Annotated in this window: 19 protein-coding genes; 9 read left to right on the top strand and 10 right to left on the bottom strand. The window is 73.2% G+C overall.

From position 1 onward, the window contains the following. Positions 1-12 precede the first annotated feature (12 nt). Entirely contained in the window at positions 13-900 is an 888-nt protein-coding gene (locus ABZ721_RS13835; protein WP_358788826.1) for a sigma-70 family RNA polymerase sigma factor, read from the bottom strand. Between the two features lie 104 nt (positions 901-1,004). Here ABZ721_RS13835 and ABZ721_RS13830 point away from each other — a divergent pair, with 104 nt between their 5' ends. Together ABZ721_RS13830 and ABZ721_RS13825 are read left to right on the top strand one after the other, a co-directional pair. Next, positions 1,005-1,778: an NAD(P)H-binding protein gene (locus ABZ721_RS13830; protein ID WP_358788825.1), complete on the top strand. Its 774-nt coding sequence runs from the start codon at positions 1,005-1,007 to the stop codon at positions 1,776-1,778. A 215-nt stretch (positions 1,779-1,993) separates the two neighbouring features. Further along, the gene (locus ABZ721_RS13825) at positions 1,994-4,480 is read left to right on the top strand and encodes a SpoIIE family protein phosphatase (protein ID WP_358788824.1); all 2,487 of its coding nucleotides are present in this window, start codon (positions 1,994-1,996) and stop codon (positions 4,478-4,480) included. 31 nt (positions 4,481-4,511) lie between these two features. Here ABZ721_RS13825 and ABZ721_RS13820 read toward each other — a convergent pair whose 3' ends face one another. Further along, positions 4,512-5,159, bottom strand: a complete 648-nt coding sequence (locus tag ABZ721_RS13820; RefSeq protein ID WP_358788823.1) for a DUF1707 domain-containing protein — start codon at positions 5,157-5,159, stop codon at positions 4,512-4,514. Between the two features lie 4 nt (positions 5,160-5,163). Further along, positions 5,164-5,556, bottom strand: a complete 393-nt coding sequence (locus tag ABZ721_RS13815) for a hypothetical protein (RefSeq protein WP_358788822.1) — start codon at positions 5,554-5,556, stop codon at positions 5,164-5,166. 244 nt (positions 5,557-5,800) lie between these two features. Here ABZ721_RS13815 and ABZ721_RS13810 point away from each other — a divergent pair, with 244 nt between their 5' ends. Both ABZ721_RS13810 and ABZ721_RS13805 read left to right on the top strand, forming a co-directional pair. Beyond that, positions 5,801-8,071 carry a germacradienol/geosmin synthase gene (locus tag ABZ721_RS13810; protein ID WP_358788821.1) on the top strand — a complete coding sequence of 757 codons (2,271 nt, stop codon included), beginning with the start codon at positions 5,801-5,803 and terminating at the stop codon, positions 8,069-8,071. Between the two features lie 145 nt (positions 8,072-8,216). Beyond that, on the top strand, positions 8,217-9,119 hold the full coding sequence (locus ABZ721_RS13805; protein WP_358788820.1) for an oxidoreductase: 903 nt from the start codon (positions 8,217-8,219) through the stop codon (positions 9,117-9,119). A gap of 60 nt (positions 9,120-9,179) precedes the next feature. Here the strand turns inward: ABZ721_RS13805 and fusA are convergent, their stop codons facing one another. Further along, the gene (fusA, locus tag ABZ721_RS13800) at positions 9,180-11,267 is read right to left on the bottom strand and encodes an elongation factor G (RefSeq protein WP_358788819.1); all 2,088 of its coding nucleotides are present in this window, start codon (positions 11,265-11,267) and stop codon (positions 9,180-9,182) included. A gap of 405 nt (positions 11,268-11,672) precedes the next feature. Further along, positions 11,673-11,897, bottom strand: a complete 225-nt coding sequence (locus tag ABZ721_RS13795; protein ID WP_358788947.1) for a hypothetical protein — start codon at positions 11,895-11,897, stop codon at positions 11,673-11,675. A gap of 148 nt (positions 11,898-12,045) precedes the next feature. Between ABZ721_RS13795 and ABZ721_RS13790 the strand changes: the two genes are divergently transcribed. Continuing rightward, a complete protein-coding gene (locus ABZ721_RS13790; RefSeq protein ID WP_358788818.1) occupies positions 12,046-12,555 on the top strand; it encodes a DUF664 domain-containing protein in 510 nt (169 codons plus the stop codon). 39 nt (positions 12,556-12,594) lie between these two features. Here the strand turns inward: ABZ721_RS13790 and ABZ721_RS13785 are convergent, their stop codons facing one another. From ABZ721_RS13785 to ABZ721_RS13770, 4 genes are all read right to left on the bottom strand, one after another. Then, positions 12,595-14,301 carry a protein kinase gene (locus tag ABZ721_RS13785; protein WP_358788817.1) on the bottom strand — a complete coding sequence of 569 codons (1,707 nt, stop codon included), beginning with the start codon at positions 14,299-14,301 and terminating at the stop codon, positions 12,595-12,597. A 320-nt stretch (positions 14,302-14,621) separates the two neighbouring features. Next, positions 14,622-15,533 carry a hypothetical protein gene (locus tag ABZ721_RS13780; protein ID WP_358788816.1) on the bottom strand — a complete coding sequence of 304 codons (912 nt, stop codon included), beginning with the start codon at positions 15,531-15,533 and terminating at the stop codon, positions 14,622-14,624. A gap of 222 nt (positions 15,534-15,755) precedes the next feature. Continuing rightward, the gene (locus ABZ721_RS13775) at positions 15,756-16,592 is read right to left on the bottom strand and encodes a DUF4097 family beta strand repeat-containing protein (protein ID WP_358788815.1); all 837 of its coding nucleotides are present in this window, start codon (positions 16,590-16,592) and stop codon (positions 15,756-15,758) included. A 116-nt stretch (positions 16,593-16,708) separates the two neighbouring features. Next, positions 16,709-17,236: a hypothetical protein gene (locus ABZ721_RS13770; protein WP_358788814.1), complete on the bottom strand. Its 528-nt coding sequence runs from the start codon at positions 17,234-17,236 to the stop codon at positions 16,709-16,711. Positions 17,237-17,527: 291 nt separating this feature from the next. Here ABZ721_RS13770 and kdpF point away from each other — a divergent pair, with 291 nt between their 5' ends. Genes kdpF through ABZ721_RS13750 form a run of 4 tightly spaced genes read left to right on the top strand, consistent with a single transcriptional unit; the run spans position 17,528 to position 22,086 of the window. After that, positions 17,528-17,617: a K(+)-transporting ATPase subunit F gene (gene kdpF, locus ABZ721_RS13765; protein WP_078075662.1), complete on the top strand. Its 90-nt coding sequence runs from the start codon at positions 17,528-17,530 to the stop codon at positions 17,615-17,617. A gap of 8 nt (positions 17,618-17,625) precedes the next feature. Next, positions 17,626-19,290, top strand: a complete 1,665-nt coding sequence (gene kdpA, locus ABZ721_RS13760) for a potassium-transporting ATPase subunit KdpA (protein ID WP_358788813.1) — start codon at positions 17,626-17,628, stop codon at positions 19,288-19,290. 26 nt (positions 19,291-19,316) lie between these two features. After that, positions 19,317-21,416 carry a potassium-transporting ATPase subunit KdpB gene (gene kdpB, locus ABZ721_RS13755; protein ID WP_358788812.1) on the top strand — a complete coding sequence of 700 codons (2,100 nt, stop codon included), beginning with the start codon at positions 19,317-19,319 and terminating at the stop codon, positions 21,414-21,416. Positions 21,417-21,420: 4 nt separating this feature from the next. Beyond that, complete coding sequence (locus ABZ721_RS13750) at positions 21,421-22,086, top strand: potassium-transporting ATPase subunit C (RefSeq protein ID WP_358788811.1); 666 nt, start codon at positions 21,421-21,423, stop codon at positions 22,084-22,086. 59 nt (positions 22,087-22,145) lie between these two features. On the opposite strand, the gene ABZ721_RS13745 is transcribed toward ABZ721_RS13750, so the two are convergent. Beyond that, the gene (locus ABZ721_RS13745; protein WP_358788810.1) at positions 22,146-23,027 is read right to left on the bottom strand and encodes a DNA-formamidopyrimidine glycosylase family protein; all 882 of its coding nucleotides are present in this window, start codon (positions 23,025-23,027) and stop codon (positions 22,146-22,148) included. Between the last annotated feature and the right edge of the window lie 84 nt (positions 23,028-23,111).

Genomic DNA, 23,111 nt, shown 5'->3' with positions numbered 1-23,111 from the left:
CCCCGTCCGGCGTCAGGCGTCGAGGACCCCCAACTCCAGCTCGCGCAGCGCCTTCTGATCGGCGATCACCTCGATCTCCGTGATCAGGCCGTCGGTGATCGTGAACCCGAGCACCAGGCGCAGCCGTCCGAGCGGAGCCATCGCGAGCCCCACCGTCCCGTTGACCAGAGCCGCCACCGTGGACCGGGCACGTTCCATGGCGGCCATCGCCCCCGTGGCCACGGTCTGCCGGCCGCTGATGACGATCGGCTCCGGGCTGGGGACGACGAACGGGTCGGCGCGCAGCACGACGTCCGGGTGGAGCAGGACGACCAGCGCCTCGAGGTCGCCGCCGCGGGTGGCGGCCAGGAAGGCCTCGACGACCCGGCGCCGGCGGCTCAGGTCGGCGTCCGGGACGGCGGTGCCCCCCTTGACCCGGCGCCGGGCCCGGCTGGCGAGCTGGCGCGTCGCGGTGGGGGAGCGCTCGATCAGCGGGGCGATCTCGTCGAAGGGCACGGAGAACATGTCGTGCAGGACGAAGGCGAGCCGCTCGGGCGGGGTGAGCGTGTCCAGCACCACCAGCAGGGCCAGGCCGACGGAGTCGGCCATCAGCGCCTCCTGCTCGGGATCGGCACCGTCCGCCCGGCCGAGGGCCGACTCGTCGGGCTCCCGCAGGTCGAGCGGCTCCTCCCGGCGGTGCTCGCGCGAGCGCAGCAGGTTCAGGCATATCCGGGAGACCACGGTCGTCAGCCAGGCGGGGAGGTTCCGCACCTCGCCGACCTCGGCCCGGCTCAGGCGCAGCCACGTCTCCTGGACGGCGTCGTCGGCCTCGCTCACCGAGCCGAGCATCCGGTAGGCGACCGCCCGCAGCCGGGTCCGCTCCTCCTCGAAGCGCGCGGTCAGAAAAGTGTTCTCGGCCATCGGTCACATTCCTTCGGCGCCAGGGGTCATGGGAGTAGATCGACAAAACACAGCCGAAGGTACCGGGAGGCCGACTCCCGGACCGAACGATATGGGGAGCAGCCATGACGTCAACGATCCTGGTCACCGGTGGTACGGGCACCCTGGGCAGCCACGTCGTCCCGCTGCTGCGGGCGGCCGGGCGCGAGGTGCGGGTCCTCAGCCGGCAGCCGCGCCCGTCCGCGGACGGCGTCGCGTACGTGAGCGGCGACCTACTGGGGGGCGAGGGGATCGAGGCCGCGGTGGACGGCGTCGACGTCGTCCTGCACCTCGCCGGCGGACCCAAGGGCGACGACGAGGCGACCCGGAACCTGATGGCCGCGGCGGCGCGCGCCGGGGTGCGCCACGTGGTGTACATCTCGGTGATCGGCGCGGACAGGGTGCCGCTGGGGTACTTCCGGGCCAAGCTGGGCGCCGAGCAGGCCGTCGCCGGGTCCGGCGTCCCGTGGACGACGCTGCGGGCGGCCCAGTTCCACGACCTGGTGCTGACCGTGGTGGAGAAGATGGGCAAGCTGCCGGTGATACCGGTCCCCGGCGGGCTGCGGTTCGAGCCGGTCGACGCGCGCGAGGTCGCGGCCCGGCTGGTGGAGCTGGCCCTCGGCGAGCCGGCCGGCCTGGTGCCCGACCTCGCGGGCCCGACGGTGTACGGGATGGCCGAGCTGAGCCGCGGATACCTGCGGGCGCGCGGCAAGCACCGCCTGATGATGCCGGTGCGGATGCCCGGGAAGGCCGGCCGCGCGTACCGCGCCGCCGAGAACCTGTCGGCCGGCGGGACCGCCGCGGGCCGGCGGACCTGGGAGGACTTCCTGGCGGAGCGGGTCGGCCCGAGCGCTGCCTGAGCGCCCAGCGGCCGGTCCGCGCGCCGTCCCCGCGTACCGGCGGTGCCCCGTGGGGCAGCCGGTTCCGCCATCCGGGTGTCCCGCCGCGACGGCGGGCCGCGCCCGCGCCCGGCAGGGGGTCCGCCGGGTGCCGGAGCGGTTGTGGCACCGGGTCCGCGGGCCCACCATGAGGAGCGAAGGCGGAACGGTGCGATGCGATGGATGGAGCTGACGGGGTGGACTCCCGTGGACCCCTCGACGTCACGAGAGCAGCCACCGCGGTGCTGGACGCCCGTGGCAGGGTCCTCGGGTGGAGTCCGGCCGCGGAGGAGCTGCTCGGCTACGCGCCGCGCGAGGTGCTCGGGCGCCCCGCGAACGACCTGCTGGCCCGCCGGGCGGCCACCGGCGGGCACCCCGGCCCGCTGCGGGAGCCCCCGTCCACCCGCAGCGTCGTCCTCCTCCTGCGCCACCGCGACGGCACGGCGCTGCGGATCGCCACGACGATGGTCCCGGTCGCCGGCGGCGGGGCGGGGCCCGCGTGGCTGCTGGTGGCCGCCGACTCGCAGGAGCTGGGCCGGTGGGAGGCGCAGCAGGCGATGCTGCAGGGCCTCGTCACCCGCTCGTCCGTCGGGCTAGCCATCTACGACGCCGACATGCGGGTGGTGTGGATCAACGCCGAGCTGCGCCGCGAGATGGGCAGCACCCAGTACATCGGCACCTCGCCGGACGAGATGCTGCTGAACGGCGAGATCCTCTCCGAGGGGTTCCCGCCGCTGCTGGAGCCGGTCATGCGCAAGGTGTTCGCCACCGGTGAGCCCGTCATCGACCTCCACTACGGCGGGCGCGCGCCCGTCGACCCCGAGCACGACCGCGTCTGGTCGTGCTCCTACTACCGGCTGCAGGACAACCAGGGCCTGTCACTGGGCGTGTGCGAGGAGTCGGTGGACATCACCGACCGCTACCGGGCCCAGCAGCGGCTGGCCCTGCTGGTGCGCGCCGGGGCGCGCATCGGGACGACCCTGGACATGGGCCGCACGGCACGGGAGCTGGCCGAGGTCGCGGTCCCGCAGTTCGCGGACGCGGTCACCGTGGACCTGCTGGAGGCGGTGCTGGAGGGGGACCAGTCCACCCCCGGGACCACCCCCGGACGGCGCATGGTCCGCATGTGGGGCGCCACCGGCCCGGCCCGCGGCCCGTCGGCCCCGGGCGGCCCGGCGCACGTGGCGGCGGGACAGCTGGTCGGCTACCCGCCGGCGTCGGCCCAGGCGCGCAGCCTGGCCGCGGGCCGCAAGGTCCTGGAGGTCGCCGAGGAGGCCGGGACGGACGACCGGGTGGCGGACGGCCCGGTGCCCGACGGCCCGGTCCCCGGCGCCCAGGAACTGCCGTTCCACTCGTGCCTGGCCGTGCCGCTGCGCTTCGGCGGCAGTCCGATCGGACTCGTCACGTTCTTCCGGGACCGCCGCACCGACCCGTTCGACGAGGGCGAGCTGGACCTGGCCGACGAACTCGTCGCGCGCACCGCGGTCTGCATCGACAACGCCCGCCGCTTCACCCGGGAGCACACCGCCGCCCTCCGGCTGCAGCGCAGCCTGCTGCCCCGGAGCCTGCCGCCGCAGACGGCCGTGGAGCTGGCCTACCGCTACCTGCCCGCCGACAGCCGGGCCGGGGTCGGCGGCGACTGGTTCGACGTCATCCCGCTGTCCGGCACCCGGGTGGGCCTGGTGGTCGGGGACGTGGTCGGCCACGGCCTGGGGGCCGCCGCCACCATGGGGCGGCTGCGCACGAGCGTGCGGGTGCTGGCCCAGCTGGACCTGGCCCCGGACGAACTCCTGACGCGGCTGGACCACCTGGTCGGCCAGGCCGCCAAGGAGTGGTCCATGGTCCGCGGCGCGGACGGCGGAGGCCCCGAGGAGGACGAGGCGCTGGGCGCGACGTGCCTGTACGCGGTCTACGACCCGGTCACCGGGCAGTGCAGCATGGCGCGCGCCGGCCACCCGCGGCCCGCCGTCGTCGACGCGGAGAGCGGCCTCGTCAGCTACCCGGACCTTCCCGCGGGCCCGCCCCTGGGCCTGGGCGGCCTGCCCTTCGAGTGCACGGACCTGCAGCTGCCCGCGGGCAGCCTCATCGCACTGTTCACCAACGGGCTGGTCCAGTCACCCGAGCGCGACATCGACGCCGGGCTGGACCGGCTCGACGAGATCCTCGCCGAGCACCGGCGCCCGCTGGAGGAGCTCGCCGACCGGGCCGTCTCGACGCTGCTGCCCGGACCGACGGACGACGACGCGGCCCTGCTCCTGGTCCGCACCCGCCGGCTCGACCGGTACCGGGTGGCCGTGTGGGAGCTGGCCGCCGACCCGGTGATGGTCGGCCGCGCCCGCGCCGCGGCCACCGGGCAGCTCGGCGAATGGGGGCTGGACGACGTGTCGTTCACCACCGAACTGATCGTCAGCGAACTGGTCACCAACGCCATCCGCTACGCCGACGGCCCCATCCTGCTGCGGCTCATCCGCGACCAGACCCTCATCTGCGAGGTCTCCGACTCCGGGCACACCTCGCCCCACATGCGGCACGCGGCGAGCGACGACGAGGGCGGCCGCGGGCTCTTCCTCATCGCGCAGATGACCGAGCACTGGGGGACGCGCTACACGCCCACGGGCAAGACGATCTGGGCCGAGCAGGACCTGCCCGGCGCGGACAGCGCCACCTGGACCGGCGACCCGTAGCCCGCGGCCGGCCGCCCAGCCGCCTGCACCCTCAGCGGGGGAGTGCCTTCCGCGGCGCGGGCCGGCGCAGCAGCCAGCCCAGGAAACCGCGGCGCGGCGGCCTGGGTGCCCGCACGGTCAGGCTGCCGCTGCGCACCTTGCCCGCCACGTGGATGCGCAGCCGGATCGGCGTGCCGGGGTCCACCTGGGCCCGGTGGCGCACGCTGCCGCTGCTCACCGCCACCTCGTCGACGTCCACGAAGACATCCGGAGGCACGATCAGGGTCACCGAGCCGCTGCGCACCGACGCCTCGATCTCCAGGGTGGGCGAGGCGATGACGGCGCTGGTGAAGTCCAGGACGACGGAGCCGCTGTCGGCCTCGATCTCCATCTGCCGGGGCACCGCCCAGCTGCCCTCGCGCTTGGTGCTGGCGCTGGCGACGGTGATCCGGGAACGGTCCTTCGGGGCGGGGACGGGGGTGCCGCCGGCCCAGCCGGGACCGGTCGCCGGCAGGTCCGTGAGCAGGCCTTCGAGCTCCCGGTAGGTGCGGGCGGTCAGGGCCACCCCGAGCCGTTCGTCCAGCTCCTCGGCGGTCAGCCGGCCGTCGCCCGCGGCGACCCGCAGCCGCTCCACGACCTCGTCCCGGTCTTCGTGGGACGCGCGCAGTTCGCCGTGATCGGGCACCAGTTCACCGGACATGCCCTCACTGTAGTAGTTGCCCGGTGGTGGAGGGGCGCGACCGGGGCAGGAGGTCGCCGCGGTGCGGGAGTTCGACGACCTCGGCGCCGTGGCCCCGCAGGAACCGGGTGACGGAGTCGGCCGCGTCGTCGTCCAGCGAGAGCACCCAGCGGCCGGGGATCAGGACGGTGCCTATGGCACCCGTCGCGACCCGGGCGAGCAGCAGGGTCAGCTGCGGCCGTGCCGCCCGGCAGGAGACGCCGTTGTCCAGGAAGATCTCGGGGGAGTGGTGGCCGAGCCGGTCGGCGTGCTCCTCCAGGGCGTGCAGGTGCAGCGCCATGCGCCACTGGTCGTACGGGTAGCAGCGCAGGTAGGCGGCGGTTCCCGCCCGATCCCGGTACGCGTTCGCGGAGGACATGACCGCCTCCTCGGGATCGGTCCCACAACCTACGGCATTTCACCCATAGTGGACCCGCCGCGTGGGTGTTGTCTATACCAATGGCGCTCCATTCGGCGGACCGCAGACTTTCCCGCCCGAGCGGGGCGTTTTACCACAACGTCATACCTTCGTGTGAGTCGAAGCGAGCCACCGAATGGCCGGCGGCCCCTTGGGCATGACTGGGCCTGACCAACTGCCGCGCGACGATTGGAGGGACGGCCCGGTGACTCAGCCGTTCGCCCTGCCCGAGTTCTACATGCCGTATCCGGCCCGGCTCAATCCGCACCTGGAGGCGGCCCGCGAGCACTCCCGGGTGTGGGCCCGGGGCATGGGCATGCTGGAGGGTTCGGGGATCTGGGAGCAGCGGGACCTCGACGCCCACGACTACGCGCTGCTGTGCTCGTACACCCACCCGGACTGTGCCGCGGACGTGCTGTCGCTGGTCACCGACTGGTACGTGTGGGTGTTCTTCTTCGACGACCACTTCCTGGAGCTGTTCAAACGCACGCCGGACCGCGAGGGCGCCAAGGCGTACCTCGACCGGCTGCCGGCGTTCATGCCGATGGACCTGGCCGACGGCTTCCCCGAGCCGCGCAACCCGGTGGAGGCCGGGCTCGCCGACCTGTGGGCCCGCACGGTGCCGAGCATGTCGTACGCCTGGCGCGAGCGGTTCGCGGAGTCGACCCGCAACCTGCTCAACGAGTCCTTGTGGGAACTCTCCAACATCGACACGGGGCGGATCTCCAACCCCGTCGAGTACATCGAGATGCGGCGGAAGGTCGGCGGGGCGCCCTGGTCCGCCGGGATCATCGAGTACGCCGCGGCCGCCGAACTCCCGCCCCAGGTCGCCGGGAGCCGCCCGCTGCGCGTCCTCACCGACGCCTTCTCGGACGGCGTCCACCTGCGCAACGACCTCTTCTCGTACCAGCGGGAGGTGGAGGAGGAGGGCGAGAACAGCAACGGCGTCCTGGTGCTGGAGACGTTCCTGGGCTGCACGACGCAGGAGGCGGCCGAGTCCGTCAACGACCTGCTCACCTCCCGGCTGCAGCAGTTCGAGAACACCGCGCTGACCGAGGTCCCCGCGCTCTGCGTCGAGCAGGGCCTGGACGCGGCGCAGTGCGCGGCGGTCGCCGCGTACGTCAAGGGGCTGCAGGACTGGCAGTCCGGCGGCCACGAGTGGCACCTGCGCTCCAGCCGCTACATGAACGAGGGCGCGGTCCCCGCCGCGAACACCCTGCCGGCGGGGCCCGTCGGGGCGTCCGTCCTGGACATCAGGACGCTCTTCGGCCGGCCGGCCAGGGCCCGGCTGCGCAGCCACGGCAACGTGCCGCACCGGCCGGTCGGCCCCTCGCTGCTGCCGGACTTCGCCCTCCCGTTCCCCCTGACGGTCAGCCCCCACCTCCAGCACGCGCGCGAGCGGTCCATCGCGTGGGCCGGCCGGATGGGCCTGCTCGCCGACATCTGGGACGAGGACAAGCTCGCGGGCTACGACTTCGCCCTCTGCTCGGCCGGCCTCGACCCGGACGCCACCCGGGAGGAGCTGGAGCTCAGCGCGGAGTGGCTGACCTGGGGCACCTACGGCGACGACCTGTACCCGCTGGCGTTCGGCCGCACCCGTGACCTGGTCGGCGCGAAGCTGTGCACCGACCGCCTCAAGGCCTGCGTCACCGTGGACGACCCGGCCGTCGGCGCCGCCCTGGCCGTCACCCCGATGGAGCGCGGCCTCGCGGACCTGTGGGGCCGCACCGTCGGGCCCATGGACCGGGAGCAGCGCCTCGCCCTCCGGCGCACCGTCGACGACATGCTCGACAGCTGGTTGTGGGAACTCCACAACCAGCAGCAGAATCGTATCCCCGACCCGATCGACTACCTGGAGATGCGCCGGCAGACCTTCGGCTCCGACCTCACCATGAGCCTGTGCCGGCTGCGGCACGGCAGGAAGCTGCCGCCGGGCATCTACGAGAGCGGCACGCTGCGCGCGATCGAGAACGCGGTCGCCGACTACGGGTTCCTGATCAACGACGTCTTCTCCTACCAGAAGGAGATCCAGTACGAGGGGGAGATCCACAACCTCGTCCTCGTCGTCGAGAACTTCTTCGACTGCGACTACCCGACCGCCCTGAAGATCGTCGCGGATCTGATGGCGTCCCGGCTCGCCCAGTTCCAGCACGCGATGGAGCACGAACTCCCGGTCCTCTACGACGACTTCGCCCTGGACGCGGAGGGCCGGGCGACGATGGACGCGTACATGAAGGAGCTGCAGGACTGGCTGGCGGGCATCCTCAACTGGCACCGCGGGGTGCGCCGCTACGCCGCCGCCGACCTGCCGGACTCCCTGCCGTACAGCGGGGCGCCGCCGTTCGCGTCGCCGGCACCGGAAGGGCACTCCTGGGCCACGCCCGCCGGCCTCGGCACGTCGGCCGTGCGCCTGTTCATCCCCGCGCCTGGGGAGCGGGGCCACGAGCGCGGCGGGGTGCGGCCGGGCGTGCGGTGACGCGTTCCCACTACCCGTGCCAACCCGGTGCCGGAGCCGCGCATTCCCGTTCCGACTGTGATGATCACCGCATCCCTCCCGGCTTCCGGATCCGCTGACCGGGACCCCATCATCGGATCCCCAAGCCCCCAGGAGAGGACCGCCCTTGCCCGCAGGAACGATCACCGCCGAGGCCGCAGGCAGCTGGAAGCTCGGTGACCTCACGGTCAACCGGCTCGGTCTCGGCGCGATGCGCCTGACCGGCAGCGCCGCCTTCGACCTCGGCACGCCGAGCGGCCGCGACCGCTCGCTCACGGTGCTGCGCCGGGCGCTGGAGCTCGGCGTGAACCACATCGACACCGCCGCGTTCTACTTCTCGTCGCTGCGTTCCGCCAACGAGCTGATCAACCGGGCGCTGGCCCCGTACCCGGACGACCTGGTGATCGTCACCAAGGTCGGCCCGAGCCGGGACGCCTCGGGACAGTGGCTGCCCTGGCCCGCGCCGGAGCAATTGCGCGGGCAGGTGGAGGAGAACCTGCGGCAGTTGGGGCGCGACCACCTCGACGTGGTGAACCTGCGGATGAACGCGCCGGGTCCGGTCGCCGAGCACTTCGGGGCACTCGCCGACCTGCGGGACGCCGGCCTGATCCGGCACCTGGGCCTGTCCAACGTCACCGCGGAGCACCTCGCCGAGGCCCGGGCCATCGCGCCGGTGGTCTGCGTGCAGAACCGCTACGGCCTCGACGCGCGCCGCGAGGGCTCCGACGCGCTGCTGAGAGCGTGCGGCGAGCAGGGCATCGCCTTCGTGCCGTTCTTCGCGATCGCCGGCGAGGGGCGGGAGTCGGGTGCGACCGCCCCGGAGGACGCCCGGGTGCGCGCCGTCGCGGACGCGCACGACGCGTCGCCCGCACAGGTCCGGCTCGCCTGGACGCTGCGGCAGGGTCCGCACGTGCTGGCCATCCCGGGCACCGGCAACCCGGACCACCTCGCCGCCAATGTGGCCGCCGGAGCGCTGCGGCTGACCGCCGAGGAGCTGGCGCTGCTCGGCGCGCCCGCCGCCGAGGGGTAGCGCGGAGCCGGCCCCGCCCGCGGGTGCGAGCGGGGCCGGCCCGGTGCCGTCACCCGGTGGTCAGACGGTGGCCACCGAACTGGGCGCCGGGGCGTACCCGGTGGGCCGGGTGGTGAACGTCCCCCGGCCCTGCGTCCGGCTGCGCAGCCGGGTCGCGTAGCCGAACAGCTCGGCCAGTGGCACGGCCGCGGTGATCACCGCCGTGCCGGAGCGCGCCGCCGAGCCGGAGACCCGGCCGCGCCGCGCGGCCAGATCGCCGAGCACCCCGCCCACGGCGTCGTCAGGCACGGTGACCGTGACCTCGACCACCGGCTCCAGCAGCACCATCGCGCTGGCGCGCAGGGCTTCGCGGAGCGCGAGCCGGCCGGCCGTACGGAACGCCATCTCCGAGGAGTCCTTGGAGTGGGTGGCCCCGTCGGTCAGGGTGACCCGCAGCCCGGTGACCGGGTGGCCGCCGAGCGGCCCCTCGACCAGGGCATCCCGGCAACCGGCCTCGACCGCGCGGACGTACTCCTGCGGAACCCGTCCACCGACCACGGTCGACCGGAACACGAACTCCAGCGCGCTGCTGCCGTCGCCGTCGCCGACGGCTTCCAGCGGTTCCACGTCGAGGACGACGTGGGCGAACTGGCCAGCGCCCCCGTCCTGCTTGACGTGCCGGTACAGCAGTCCCGTCACCCCGCGGCCGACCGTCTCGCGGTACGCCACCTGCGGCCGGCCGACGCCGACCTCCAGGCCGTGGGCGCGGCGGATCTTCTCCACCGCGACCTCCAGATGCAGCTCGCCCATGCCCGACAGCACCGTCTGGCCCGTCTCGGTGTCGGTCCTGACCACCAGCGAGGGATCCTCCTCGACCAGCCGGACCAGCGCCGACACCAACCGGTCCGTGTCGGTGCTCCTGCGGGCCTCGACCGCCACCGAGACGACCGGGTCGGCCGTCGTCGGCGGTTCGAGGACCAGCGGGGCGTCGGGTACGCACAAGGTGGCCCCGGCGCGGGCGGCCTTCGGCCCGATCACCGCGACGATGTCCCCGGCGACGGCCTGGTCCATCTCCGCGTGCCGGTCGGCCTGGACCCGCAGGATGCGGCTGACGCGCTCGGAGCGCCCCGCGCCCACGTCCGTCACCGTGTCCCCCTTCCGGATCGTTCCCGAGTACACCCGTAGATAGGTCAGCCGGCCGGTGGACGTCGACGTCACCTTGAACACCAGTGCCGCGAACGGCGCCGCCGGATCGGCGGCCCGCTCCTCCTCCGCGCCGCGCGCGGTGCCGCGCACCGCCGGAACGTCCAGCGGCGACGGCAGATAGGCCCCGACGGCGTCGAGCAGCGGCTCGATACCGCGGTTGCGGTAGGCGGCGCCGCACAGCACGACCACGCCCTCACCGATGCGGGTCAGGTCGCGCAGTGCCGCGGCGAGCGTCGGCGCCGAGATCGTCGACTCGGCACAGAACTCCTCCAGCGCGAGCGGGTGGAGCTCCGCCACCGCCTCCTCCAGCAGCCGGCGGCGCCGCAGCGCCTCGTCGAGCAACGCGTCCGGAACCGGGCCCTGCGTGAACGTGTCCCCGTCGCCGGACCAGACCAGCGCCCGCATGAGCAGCAGGTCCACCACTCCGGTGAACCCGTCCTCCTTCCCGATCGGCAGCTGGACGACCAGCGGCGCCGGATGCAGCCGCTCCCGGATCGACGCGACGGCCGTGTCGAGATCGGCACCGGTACGGTCCAGCTTGTTGACGAACGCGATCCGCGGGACACCGTGCCGGTCGGCCTGGCGCCACACCGACTCGCTCTGCGGCTCGACACCGGCGACGGCGTCGAAGACCGCGACCGCGCCGTCGAGCACGCGCAGCGAGCGCTCCACCTCGTCGGAGAAGTCCACGTGACCGGGCGTGTCGATCAGGTTGATGCGGTGCCCGTCCCACGCGCAGCTCACCGCGGCGGCGAAGATGGTGATGCCGCGGTCGCGCTCCTGGGAGTCGAAGTCGGTGATGGTCGTGCCGTCGTGCACCTCGCCCCGCTTGTGGGTGGCGCCGGTGAAGTACAGGATCCGTTCGGTGACGGTGGTCTTCCCGGCGTCGACGTGGGCGAGGATGCCCAGGTTGCGGACGGCGGTCAGCGGGTTGACGGATTGACGGTGGCGGTCGGTACGCACGGCCCAAGGCCTTTCGGGGTGTTCCGGGAAAGGGGTCGGCGCGATTTCGGGCGAACGGGAACAGCCCCCCGCGACACAACGCGACACGGTGCGTCGCGGCACACCGAACCCGTACGGAACGGGGGTCGGTGTGCGGATCAGTCCAGAGGTCAGGCGTTCGGCACGGACGTCCAGTGGCAGCCGCGCAGCCGGCACTGGGGGCACGAAGACACCAGGATCACCTCGTAGCGCGACGGGGGAACGACGACAGCGGTGCGGTAACGCACGACCGGCCTCCCTCAACTCGCCACGGAGCGCGCCGCGATGACGATGGCACGGCAGCGCGCGATTGATCGTGAGTGTAGTGAACCGGCGGGCGGAAGGGGAACCGGATTTCCGCAGCGGACGGAACTCCGGTGATGCGGTCTAGGAGCGGGCCAGTTCGCGCAGGGCCATGCGCGCCGCCGGCGCCCCTCCGGCATGCGCCTCCCAGTACGGATGCGTGGAGACCTGGACGGACAGCCGGTGCAGCCGGCGGCGCAGCGCCGTGGTCTGCGCGGCGGTGCTGCTCGTGGTGCGGTCGGCGAGCCGGCCGTACACGGCGTACCACTCGCGTTGGGCCTGCAGGAGGTCGTGGGGGAAGGAGTACATCACCCGCTAATTCAAGCACGTGTTCGATTTACGGCGCAGCAGCGACGCGGCGATTTTTTCGGACGCGCCCGGGCCGCCCCTCCCCGAACGCGGGCGGTCGGCGTGCACAATCGTTCGGTACGCCGTCCACTGCCCTGAGGAGACACCGATGAACAGCGCGGAGCTACTGGCCGATGCCTTCGGCCGGGTTCAGGAAACCGTCCACGGCGCCGTCGAAGGCCTCACCGCCGACGAGTTGACCGCGCGGGTGGACGACTCGGCCAACTCCATCGCGTGGCTGGTCTGGCACCTGACGCGCGTTCAGGACGACCACGTCGCCGACCTGGCGGGCACCGAGCAGGTCTGGACCGCCCAGGGCTGGTTCGACCGCTTCCAGCTGCCCTTCGCACCCGCCGCCACCGGCTACGGCCAGGACAGCGAGGACGTGGCCGCCGTCCGCGTGGACACCCCGAAGCTGCTCCTGGACTACTACGACGCCGTCCACGACCAGACCGTCCGCTACGTGCGGAACCTGGCCGACGCCGACCTCGACCGCGTCGTCGACGAGAACTGGACGCCGGCGGTGACCCAGGGCGTGCGGCTGCTGAGCGTCATCTCCGACGACCTCCAGCACGCCGGCCAGGCCGCCTACGTCCGCGGCGTGCTCGCCCGCCGCTGACGCCCGGCCCCGCCGCTCGCCGGCCGCCCCCGGTGGCGGTCAGCAGCGGTAGGCGGGGCCGGTCTGCTTGCTGAGGTTGTCGTTGGACATCCAGCCCGCGGTCCTGGTGCCCTCGATCCGGACGTACGTCCAGGTGTGGCCGTACGCGTTGAGCACGTAGCAGTGGTAGTAGACCTTCACCCCGGACTTGGCCACCGCGATCTCCGGGCAGTCCGCGTACGGGCCGCTGAAGACGTGGTAGTTGCCGCGCGAGGTGCCGTAGGTGCCCGGGTGCGGGTCCTGGTGGGCCCATCCGGTGCAGCCCTTCGAGACCGTGGTGGCCGACGGGCTCGGCGTCGCGGACGGGGAGGCGGCGGTGCTGCCGGAGGCGGACGGGCTGCCGGCACCGTCCGGGCTCCCGGACGGCTTCGCGGGCTTGCCGGACGTGCTGGAGGGGGACTTCGCCGGGGTCCTGGAGCCGGCCTTCCTCCCGGCGCTGCCGGCGGCCTGCGTGCCCGCGCTGCCGGTGGGGCTCTCCAGGACCGCGCTGGAGCCGGCCGCCCGGGCCGGGGGGTTGCCGCCGCCCGAGCCGCCCGTACCGACCAGGGCGTACGCCAGTCCGCCGCCGGCCAGCACGACGGCGGCCGCGGCCGCCGCGATGGTGACCCGGCCGCGGTCGCGGCGGCGCGAGGGGAGCGGTTCGGTGCGCCGCTCCCGGCTGCCGGCGGGGGAGACGAGCGGCCCGCCCGCCCCGCCCAGACCGGAGGGCGGCCGGTACCCGGCGGCCCCGGGCGGCGGCGCGGCCGCCTCCCGGCCCGGCGGCACCGCGTCCGGGGCGGGTACGGCCGGCGGCACCGGCCGGCGCGGCGGGGCACCGCCGGCCACCGCCGCGGGCGGCGTCGTGCCCGGGGTGCCGTCCGCGACCGCCTGCAGCATCCGGCGCGCCCGGTCGGCCGTCGGACGCTCCGCCGGGTCCTTGGCCATCAGCGCGAGGAGGACCGGCCCCAGCGGACCGGACTGCCGCGGCGCGGGCAGCGGCTCCTCGACGATCGCGTTGAGCGTGGACCACACGGAGGTGCGGCGGAACGCCGACCCGCCCTCCACCGCCGCGTACAGCGTCATGCCCAGCCCCCAGATGTCCGAGGCGGGGCCGAACTCCTGGCCCTTGGCGCGCTCCGGGGCGAGGTAGTCCAGCGAGCCGACGATGACGCCGTCCTTGGTCAGCCGGGTGTTCGCGCCCTCGTCGGGCGCCTCCACGCTCGCGATGCCGAAGTCCGTGAGCACGACGCGTCCGCTGCGGTCGAGGAGCACGTTGCCGGGCTTGACGTCCCGGTGCAGCACGCCGACGCGGTGTGCGGCGTCGAGCGCGTCCATGACCTTGGCGCCGATCGCGGCGGCCTCGCGCGGGTCCATCGCCCCGTTCTCCGCCAGCACGTCGTCGAGCGAGGGGCCCTCGACCAACTCCATGACGATGACCGGCAGGCCCTGCTCCTCGGTCACGTCGTGGACGGTGATGACACCGCTGTGGCGGATCCGGGCGGCGGCCCGCGCCTCACGCTGCATCCGGGCGCGGAGGTCGGCCAGTTCGGGGCCGGAGGCGTCGTTGTACGCGCGGAGGACCTTCACCGCGACCTCGCGGCCGAGCACCTCGTCCACCGCGCGGCAGACGACGCCCATGCCGCCCCGCCCCAGTTGTCCGGTCACCCGGTACCGCCCGGCTATGACCGTGCCGACCAGCTCTCCGCCGCCCGTGTCCCCCGTCGTCACCCTTGCTCCGTTCCCTCGTGTCGCGCGTGCCACCAGGCGGTCCTCCGCGACCGCGACCTGGCGGGCTCCAGCGTAGGGGGTGGGTTCGGGGGCGCCGACTGCCGGGTCCGGTGGGGCCGTTCCGGCCCGGTGCATAATAACAAGCCCCATGGGCTGCCGCCGACGCGCGGGAAGACGACAGACGCGCACCGGGGCGAAGGCGCTGCGTCCACGACGGCCCGTCACGTCCGGGACGGCCGTCACGTCCGGGACGGCCGTCACGTCCGGGACGGCCGTCACGTCCGGGACGGCCGGCACGTCCGCGACGTCCACCACGTCCGCTACATCCACGACGTCTGCGTCGCGACCCAGCGCTCCTCGGCCGCCCGGCGCAGCTGTTCCATCTTCGGGGGCAGCAGGCGGCGCAGTTCGTCGTAGCGGTAGCGGCCAGCGCGGTACGAGGTGACCAGTCCGTTCTCCTCCAGCGGCATCCCGACCGGGCGCAGCGTGGCGCGGCCCTCGTCGTCCAGGGTGCCCGCGTGGTTCATGCGCAGGCTCACCCAGAGCCGGCTGGTGCCGTGCGCGTGGCTCACCAGCTCGGCGCGCAGCGGCAGCCACCGGTCGAGGGCGGCCCGGCTGAGGTTCGACAGCGGCAGCCATTCGCTCTCGGGCTCGGCGCTGGTGCCGTGCTGCGGTTGCCGCCGGGTGTGGATGCCGGTGTGGCCGTCGGTGAGGTGCGTGATGCGCTGGACGGCCAGCTCGCCGGAGCGTGAGCGGGTGTCGAGGAGCAGGGCGAGGACGGCGGTGAGCCGGATGCGGCCGGGGGAGAGGTGGCCGGCGAGGTCCCGGTCGAGCTGCCGGCGCAGCGCGGTGAGCCGGCCGGATTCGGGGGTGGGCCGCAGGACGGGGGCGCCGCCGCCCAGGGGCAGCCGGGGCAGCCCCGCGGCCTTGCGGGCGAGGTTCAGGCAGTCGTAGCGGGCCTGGTTGGTCGGTGCGGAGGTCGGCGGGCGGCGGCCGCCGACGAGGCGGTGGCGCAGCGTGCCGGACTCGGCCAGGCGCAGGTAGGTGTCGAGGGTCGTGGTCGCGAGCAGCCGTCGTACGTTGCGCCGGGCGGCCACCGGCAGCGCGTCCCGTGCCAGGGCCGCCGCGAGTTCGCGGCGCACCATGCCGAGCTGCCGGCGCCGGGCTTCTCCGATGTCCGGGAGGGTGGCGAGCAGGGTGTCGAGCGCGGTGAGGGAGGGGTAGTCGGGCACGGGTCGATTGTCGCGCACGGGTGTGTCACCGGGCCGGCGCGTCGTGCTGGAGCCATACGTAGCGGACGGGCTGGAGGGCGTTCCAGCTTTTCGCCAGGTGGGCGTCGACCGGGGTGAAGCCGGTGGTGCGGTAGCACCGGTCCTGGGCGGTCCGGTCGGACGCCTTCGCGTATGCGTCCGTGGCGGTGGCGGGCCCAGGCCGGGAAGCGGATTCGGCCGCTTTCAGGCGCGGCGGATGATGATGTCGCCGACGCCGGTGCGGGCGCGTACTTCGACGGTCGCGTCGGTGTCGCCGGGGCCTTCGGTGGGGCCGAGGGAGTTGCGGACCGTGCCGAAGCGGGTGTTCACGTCGAGCCAGGCGGCGGTGAGGTCGCGGATGCCGACTTCCAGGTCGCCGGTGGCGGACTGCAGGGCGACCTGGCCGCGGGCGACCTCGCCGATCCGGATGGCGCCCCGGGCGGCTTTGGCGTCGACGGAGGCGTGGGCGGTGTCGACGCTGATGCGGCCGTTGGAGGAGCTGATGCGCAGGTTGCCGGTGACGTCGCCGACGGCGGTCTCGCCGTTGCCGTTCTTGACGGTCACGGCGCCGGTGACCTGGCCGATGTCGACGCGGCCGGCGGCGGTGATGTCGGCGTCGCCGGTCGCGCGGTCCAGGCGGATGTCGCCGTGGCCGGTGCGCAGGTTGGCGGTGGCGGCCTCGTCGACGCGGATGTCGCCGAGTGAGGTCTTGAGCCGGCAGTTCCCGATCCGGCCTTCGCAGGTGAAGTCGGCCAGGGGGGCGGTGCCGTGCAGGTGGGAGCCGGTGGGCAGTTCGATGATCACGTCGATGGATCCGTTGCCGCCGAACAGGGTGCGCTTGCGGGGTCCCTTGACCAGCAGGGTGCTTCCGGTGCAGACGACGTGGGTCTGCTGTGCCGCGCGGACGTCGAGTGCGGCGGCGCCGTCGCTCGGCAGGATCTCGACGAGGGTGGTGGTGCGCTTGCTCGCGATGATCCGCGCGGATCCGATGTCGAATTCCAGGGTGACGGTGATGGGTTCGGGCGTGTCGAATTCAGGCATGGCGGTCCCGTCCTCGTGGTGGTCGGCGGGTGTTTCCCGCCGGTCGGGGGCCTCCCGGTGGTGCTGGGGGAGGGTGAAGGCGTCAGGGGTGGTGCGGCGGGTTCGGGTGGTCGTGGTCAGCGGACCCAGCCGGTGTAGCCGTGCGGGCCGCGGTGGCGGCGGCCGGGGCGGGCGGGTTCGCCGGGTTCCAGGGCGAGGGCGACGGCGCGGACGAGCCAGGCGTTGACGGACAGGCCCTCGCGTCCGGCGGCGTCCTCGACGCGGGTCTTGAGGTGGGCGGGGAGGCGGAAGTTGATGCGTGCGGTGCTGCCGTCGTCGCCGTCCGCGGGGGTGGGTGCGGTGGGTGCGGCGGGCAGTGGTTCGTGGGGGGTCCGGGCCGCCGGCTGGTAGGGCTCGTGGGCCGGGGCCGGGGTGACCACGAACTCGGGGTCGAGGCCGCGCAGCCGGACGTCGACGGAGCCGGGTGCGAGGTCGACGGTGACCTCGTCCATGGCGGCGGAGAGTGCGTTGAGCAGGGTGAGCCGGGCGGCCGACTCCAGGGGCGCGGTGAGCCGTTCGGCCAGGGCGCGGGCTTCGTCGCCGCCGGCCTCGGCGGCGACCGCGAGCTCGTGCCGGAGGTGGTCGACGTACGGCGTGAGGTCCATGGCGCCATCATGGCACATTGAAGGCGCCATGAGGAGCCATCATGGCGCCATGAGTTTTCCCGCGGGTGTCCCGGCGGCGCGGGCGGGGTGCGTATGGAACGCGTCAAAAGCCTGCTCATCGCCGTATGGGAGGCGTCAACGAACGGTCCGCGCACCCGTTCGGGCGCTTTGCTCGAGAAGTCAGAGATCCCGACTCTTCTAGGAGCACACGATGGCCGACCTGGCCTTCGTCGTCACCACGATCGCGGTGTTCGCGCTGGTGGCTCTCATCGCCAAGGGGGTGGCAAAGCTGTGACCGCCGAGAACATCGTCGGCCTCGTCGTGGCCGTCGCCCTCCTGGGCTATCTCGTCCTCGCCCTTCTGTACCCGGAGAGGTTCTGAGTTCCGATATGAGCCCCGTCCTCGCCGGTGTGCTCCAGATGCTCGCGCTGATAGCCGCGCTGGCCCTGGCATACCGTCCGCTCGGCGACCACATGGCCCGGGTCTACTCCTCCGACCGGCACCTGCGGGTCGAGAAGTGGATCTACAAGGCCATCGGCGCCAACCCGTCCACCGAGATGCGCTGGCCCGCCTATCTGCGCGGTGTGCTCGCCTTCTCCGTGGCGGGCGTTCTCTTCCTCTACCTGCTGCAGCGGATCCAGGGCGTGCTGCCCGGTTCGCTCGGCTTCTCCTCGATCGACCCGGACCAGGCGTTCAACACCGCCGCGTCCTTCGTGGCGAACACCAACTGGCAGTCGTACTACGGCGAGCAGGCCATGGGCCACGTCGTGCAGACCGGCGGCCTGGCGGTGCAGAACTTCGTCTCGGCGGCCGTGGGCCTGGCGGTCGCGGTGGCCCTGGTGCGCGGCTTCGCCCGCTCGCGCACCGGTGAGCTCGGCAACTTCTGGTCCGACCTGGTGCGCGGCACCGTGCGGATCCTGCTGCCGATCGCGGTGGTCGGCGCGATCGTGCTGGTCGCCTGCGGGGCGATCCAGAACTTCGCGGGGATCCACGGGGTGGGTCAGTTCCTGGGCGGCTCGCAGCAGTGGAACGGCGGGGCGGTGGCGTCGCAGGAGGCCATCAAGGAGCTGGGCACCAACGGCGGCGGTTACTTCAACGCCAACTCGGCGCACCCCTTCGAGAACCCCAACGGCCTGTCGAACCTCTTCGAGATCTTCCTGATCCTCGTCATCCCCTTCGCGCTGACCCGCACCTTCGGCACGATGGTCGGCAGTGTGCGGCAGGGGTACGCGATCCTCGGCACGATGGTGTCGATCTGGATCGGCTTCACCGCGCTGATGATGTGGACGGAGTTCCACCACGGCGGCCCGGCCTTCGACATCGCCGGGGGCGCGATGGAGGGCAAGGAGACGCGCTTCGGCGTCGCCGGCTCGTCGATCTTCGCGGTGGCCACCACCCTGACGTCGACCGGCGCGGTGAACTCCTTCCACTCGTCCTACACGGGCTTCGGCGGCGGCATCACGCTGCTGGGCATGCAGCTGGGCGAGATCGCTCCCGGCGGTGTCGGGTCCGGTCTGTACGGCATGCTGATCATGGCCGTGATCGCGGTGTTCCTCGCGGGCCTGATGGTGGGGCGCACCCCGGAGTACCTGGGCAAGAAGATCGGCACCCGGGAGATCAAGTTCGCGGCGTGCTACATCCTGATCACCCCGGCACTGGCGCTGGGCTTCACCGCCGCCGCTCTGGCGCTGCCGACCCCGGGTCACTCGATGACCAACTCCGGGGCGCACGGCTTCTCCGAGATCCTGTACGCGTACACCTCGGGCGCCAACAACAACGGCTCGGCCTTCGCCGGGCTCAACGCCGACACCCAGTGGTTCAACAGCACGATCGGGCTGGCGATGCTGCTGGGCCGCTTCCTGCCGATGGTGTTCGTGCTGGCGCTGGCCGGCTCGCTCGCCGAGCAGAAGCCGGTCCCCACCACCGCGGGCACGCTGGGCACCCACAAGCCGCTGTTCACCGGGCTGCTCGTCGGCACGATCGTCATCGTCACCGGTCTGACGTACTTCCCGGCGCTGGCGCTGGGGCCGCTCGCCGAGGGGCTGGCGTCATGACCACTCGTCTGCGGCAAGAGGATCCGATGCCCACCACCACCCCGACCCGTGCCCCGCACCCGGACGCGCGCCCCGGTCAGCACCCCGGCCGCGCCCGTGTCGGCGGTGGCCTGTTCGATCCGCGGCAGTTGCTGCGGTCCCTGCCGGACGCGGTCCGCAAGCTCGATCCGCGGGTGATGGTCACGTCGCCCGTGATGTTCGTGGTCGAGATCGGCTCCGTGCTGAGCACGCTGTTCGCGTTCACCGATCCGGGCGACTGGTTCGGCTGGGCGGTCGCCGGCTGGCTCTGGCTGACCACGCTCTTCGCCAACCTGGCGGAGGCGGTGGCCGAGGGCCGCGGCAAGGCGCAGGCGGACACGCTGCGCCAGGCGAAGACCGACACCGTCGCGCGGCGGCTGGCCGCCGGCGGGGAGGAGCGTGTGCCCGGCGCGGAGCTGCGCGTCGGGGATCTGGTGGTCTGCGAGGCCGGTGATGTCATCCCTGGGGACGGGGATGTCGTCGAGGGTGTGGCGAGTGTCGACGAGTCGGCCATCACGGGCGAGTCGGCTCCGGTGATCCGGGAGTCGGGCGGTGACCGCTGCGCGGTGACCGGGGGCACGAAGGTGCTCTCCGACCGAGTTGTCATCAAGATCACCACGAAGCCGGGGGAGACGTTCATCGACCGGATGATCGCCCTGGTGGAGGGTGCCGCGCGGCAGCGCACGCCCAACGAGATCGCGCTGAACATCCTGCTGGCGTCGCTGACGATCGTGTTCCTGCTGGCGGTCGTGACGCTGCAGCCCTTCGCGGTCTACGCCGGGCAGCGGCAGTCGATGATCGTGCTGGTGGCGCTGCTGGTGTGCCTGATCCCGACGACGATCGGCGCGCTGCTGTCGGCGATCGGCATCGCGGGGATGGACCGGCTGGTGCAGCGCAACGTGCTGGCGATGTCGGGGCGGGCGGTGGAGGCCGCGGGCGACGTCTCGACGCTGCTGCTCGACAAGACCGGCACCATCACCCTGGGCAACCGGCAGGCGGCGGAGTTCCTGCCCGTCGAGGGCACCGCGGACGCGGATCTGGCGGATGCCGCCCAGCTCTCCTCGCTGTCCGACGAGACGCCCGAGGGCCGCTCGATCGTCGTGCTGGCCAAGGAGCGGTACGGGCTGCGGGCCCGCCGGCAGGGCGAGCTGGTGGGGGCGGAGTGGGTCGCGTTCACCGCCCAGACCCGGATGTCGGGGGTGGACGTGGACGGCCGCAGGATCCGCAAGGGCGCGGCCGGGTCCGTCATCGCCTGGGTCACCGAGCGCGGCGGGGCCGTCGCCGCGGACGCCCGCACGCTCACCGACACGATCGCGCAGGCCGGCGGGACGCCGCTGCTCGTGGCCGTCGAGGACGCGCGGGGCGCCCGGGTGCTGGGGGCGGTCCACCTCAAGGACGTGGTCAAGGAGGGCATGCGGGAGCGGTTCGACGAGCTGCGCCGGATGGGCATCAAAACCATCATGATCACCGGTGACAACCCGCTGACCGCCAAGGCGATCGCCGAGGAGGCGGGCGTCGACGACTTCCTCGCGGAGGCGACGCCCGAGGACAAGATGGCGCTGATCAAGCGGGAGCAGGCGGGCGGCAAGCTCGTCGCGATGACCGGCGACGGCACCAACGACGCTCCCGCGCTGGCGCAGGCGGACGTGGGCGTGGCGATGAACACCGGTACCTCGGCCGCCAAGGAGGCCGGGAACATGGTGGACCTGGACTCCGACCCCACCAAGCTGATCGAGATCGTGGAGATCGGCAAGCAGTTGCTGATCACCCGGGGCGCGCTGACGACGTTCTCCATCGCCAACGACGTCGCGAAGTACTTCGCGATCATCCCGGCGATGTTCGCGGTGGCGTACCCGGGCCTGGACCGGCTCAACGTCATGGGGCTGCACAGCCCCCAGTCCGCGATCCTGTCGGCTGTCGTGTTCAACGCGCTGATCATCATCGCGCTGGTGCCGCTGGCCCTGCGGGGCGTGCGCTACCGGCCGATGGGCGCGGACCGGATGCTCCGCCGCAACCTGGCCGTGTACGGGCTGGGCGGCCTCGTCGCCCCGTTCCTCGGCATCAAGCTCATCGACCTGCTCCTCTCCTGCATTCCTGGCATCGGGTGACGTCATGAACAACTCTTTCGCGAACACCGTGCGGCTGTTCGGCGCCGGGCTGCGCGCGCTGCTCGTGCTGACCCTCGTCTGCGGCGTGCTCTATCCGCTCCTGGTCACCGGGGTGGCGCAGGGCCTGTTCCCGGGCAGGGCGAACGGGTCGGAGATCACCTCCGACGGCACGGTCGTCGGGTCCCGCCTCATCGGGCAGCGCTACGACCTGCCGCTGAAGGCCGGCGAGCAGACCCCGGCTCCGGACCTGAAGTGGTTCCAGCCGCGCCCGTCGAACGGGCTGGGCACCAACTCCGTCAACACCCGGTACGCGCTGATCCTGTCCGGGGCCACCAACCGCTCCGGCGACAACGCGGACCTGATCGCGTGGGTGACCCAGGCCAAGGCGGCGGTCGTCAAGGACAACTCCACGGCGGACTTCACGGTCCGGCCCGCGGACGTGCCGGCCGACGCCGTCACCTCCTCCGGCTCCGGCCTGGACCCGCAGATCTCGCCCGCCTACGCCGAGCTGCAGGTCCACCGGGTGGCCGAGCGCAACCACCTGCCCGTCGCGCAGGTCGGGAAGCTGGTCGCGGAGCACACCGACGGCCGGATCCTGGGCTTCGTCGGGGAGCCGCGGGTGAACGTCCTGGAGCTGAACATCGCCCTCAAGGCGCTGCTGGCGCGGTGAGCGCGGCACGGCCGGTGGGGTCGGTCCCTGGACCGCACCGGCCGTGCCGGGTGCCCGCGCTACTTCAGCAGCCGGGACATCCGCCGGTCCGCCAGGGGCTTGCCGCCGGTCTGGCAGGTGGGGCAGTACTGCAGGGACGAGTCGCTGAAGGACACCTCGCGGATGGTGTCGCCGCAGACCGGGCAGGGCTCGCCGGTCCGCCCGTGGACGCGCAGCCCGCTCTTCTTCTCGGCCTTGAGGTGGCGCAGGTCCAGACCGGCGGACCGCTCGACGGCGTCGGCGAGGGTGGAGCCGATGGCCGCGTAGATCCGGGCCACCTCGTCCGCGCTGAGGTGGGCGGCGAGCTTGAACGGGGACATCTTCGCGGTGTGCAGGATCTCGTCGGAGTAGGCGTTGCCGATCCCGGCGATGGTGCCCTGGTCGCGCAGGACGCCCTTGATCTGGCGGCGGTCGCCCTCCAGCAGCCGGGTGAAGACCTCGGCGGTGAAGTCCGCGGCGAGCGGGTCGGGCCCGAGGCGGGCGATGCCGGGCACGTCCTGCGGGTCGCGTACGACGTAGACCGCCAGGTGCTTCTTGGTGCCGGCCTCGGTGACGTCGAAGCCGGCGCCGTCGGGCCCGGCGCCGTCGGGGCCGTCCAGCCGTACCCGCAGGGCCAGCGGGCCCTTGCCGGGGCGCGGCGGGGCCTCGGGCAGGTCGTCGTGCCAGCGCACCCACCCGGCGCGGGCCAGATGGATGACCAGGTGCAGGTCGCCGGCGTCCAGGTCGAGGAACTTGCCGTGCCGGGCCACCGCGGTGATGACGCGGCCCTCGAGCGCGGTCGGCGGCGGGTCGTAGGTCTTGAGCGCGTTGACGGCCAGCGGGTACACCCGGGCGACGGACCGGCCCGCGAGGTGCTGGGCCAGGTAGCGGGTGAGGGACTCGACCTCCGGCAGTTCGGGCATGCCCCCAGTCTGCCCCGGTCCGGCGTGATCGGCCGGGGGGGGGGGGGTACGCGCGGACCCCGGCGCGAAGCGGCGGGGCGCCCC

Source organism: Streptomyces sp. NPDC006733 (genome assembly GCF_040636125.1).
In the GTDB taxonomy this organism is placed as follows: Bacteria; Actinomycetota; Actinomycetes; order Streptomycetales; family Streptomycetaceae; genus Actinacidiphila.
The sequence above is the reverse complement of the archived record's forward strand: the minus strand, read 5'-3'. Positions and strand labels throughout refer to the sequence as shown.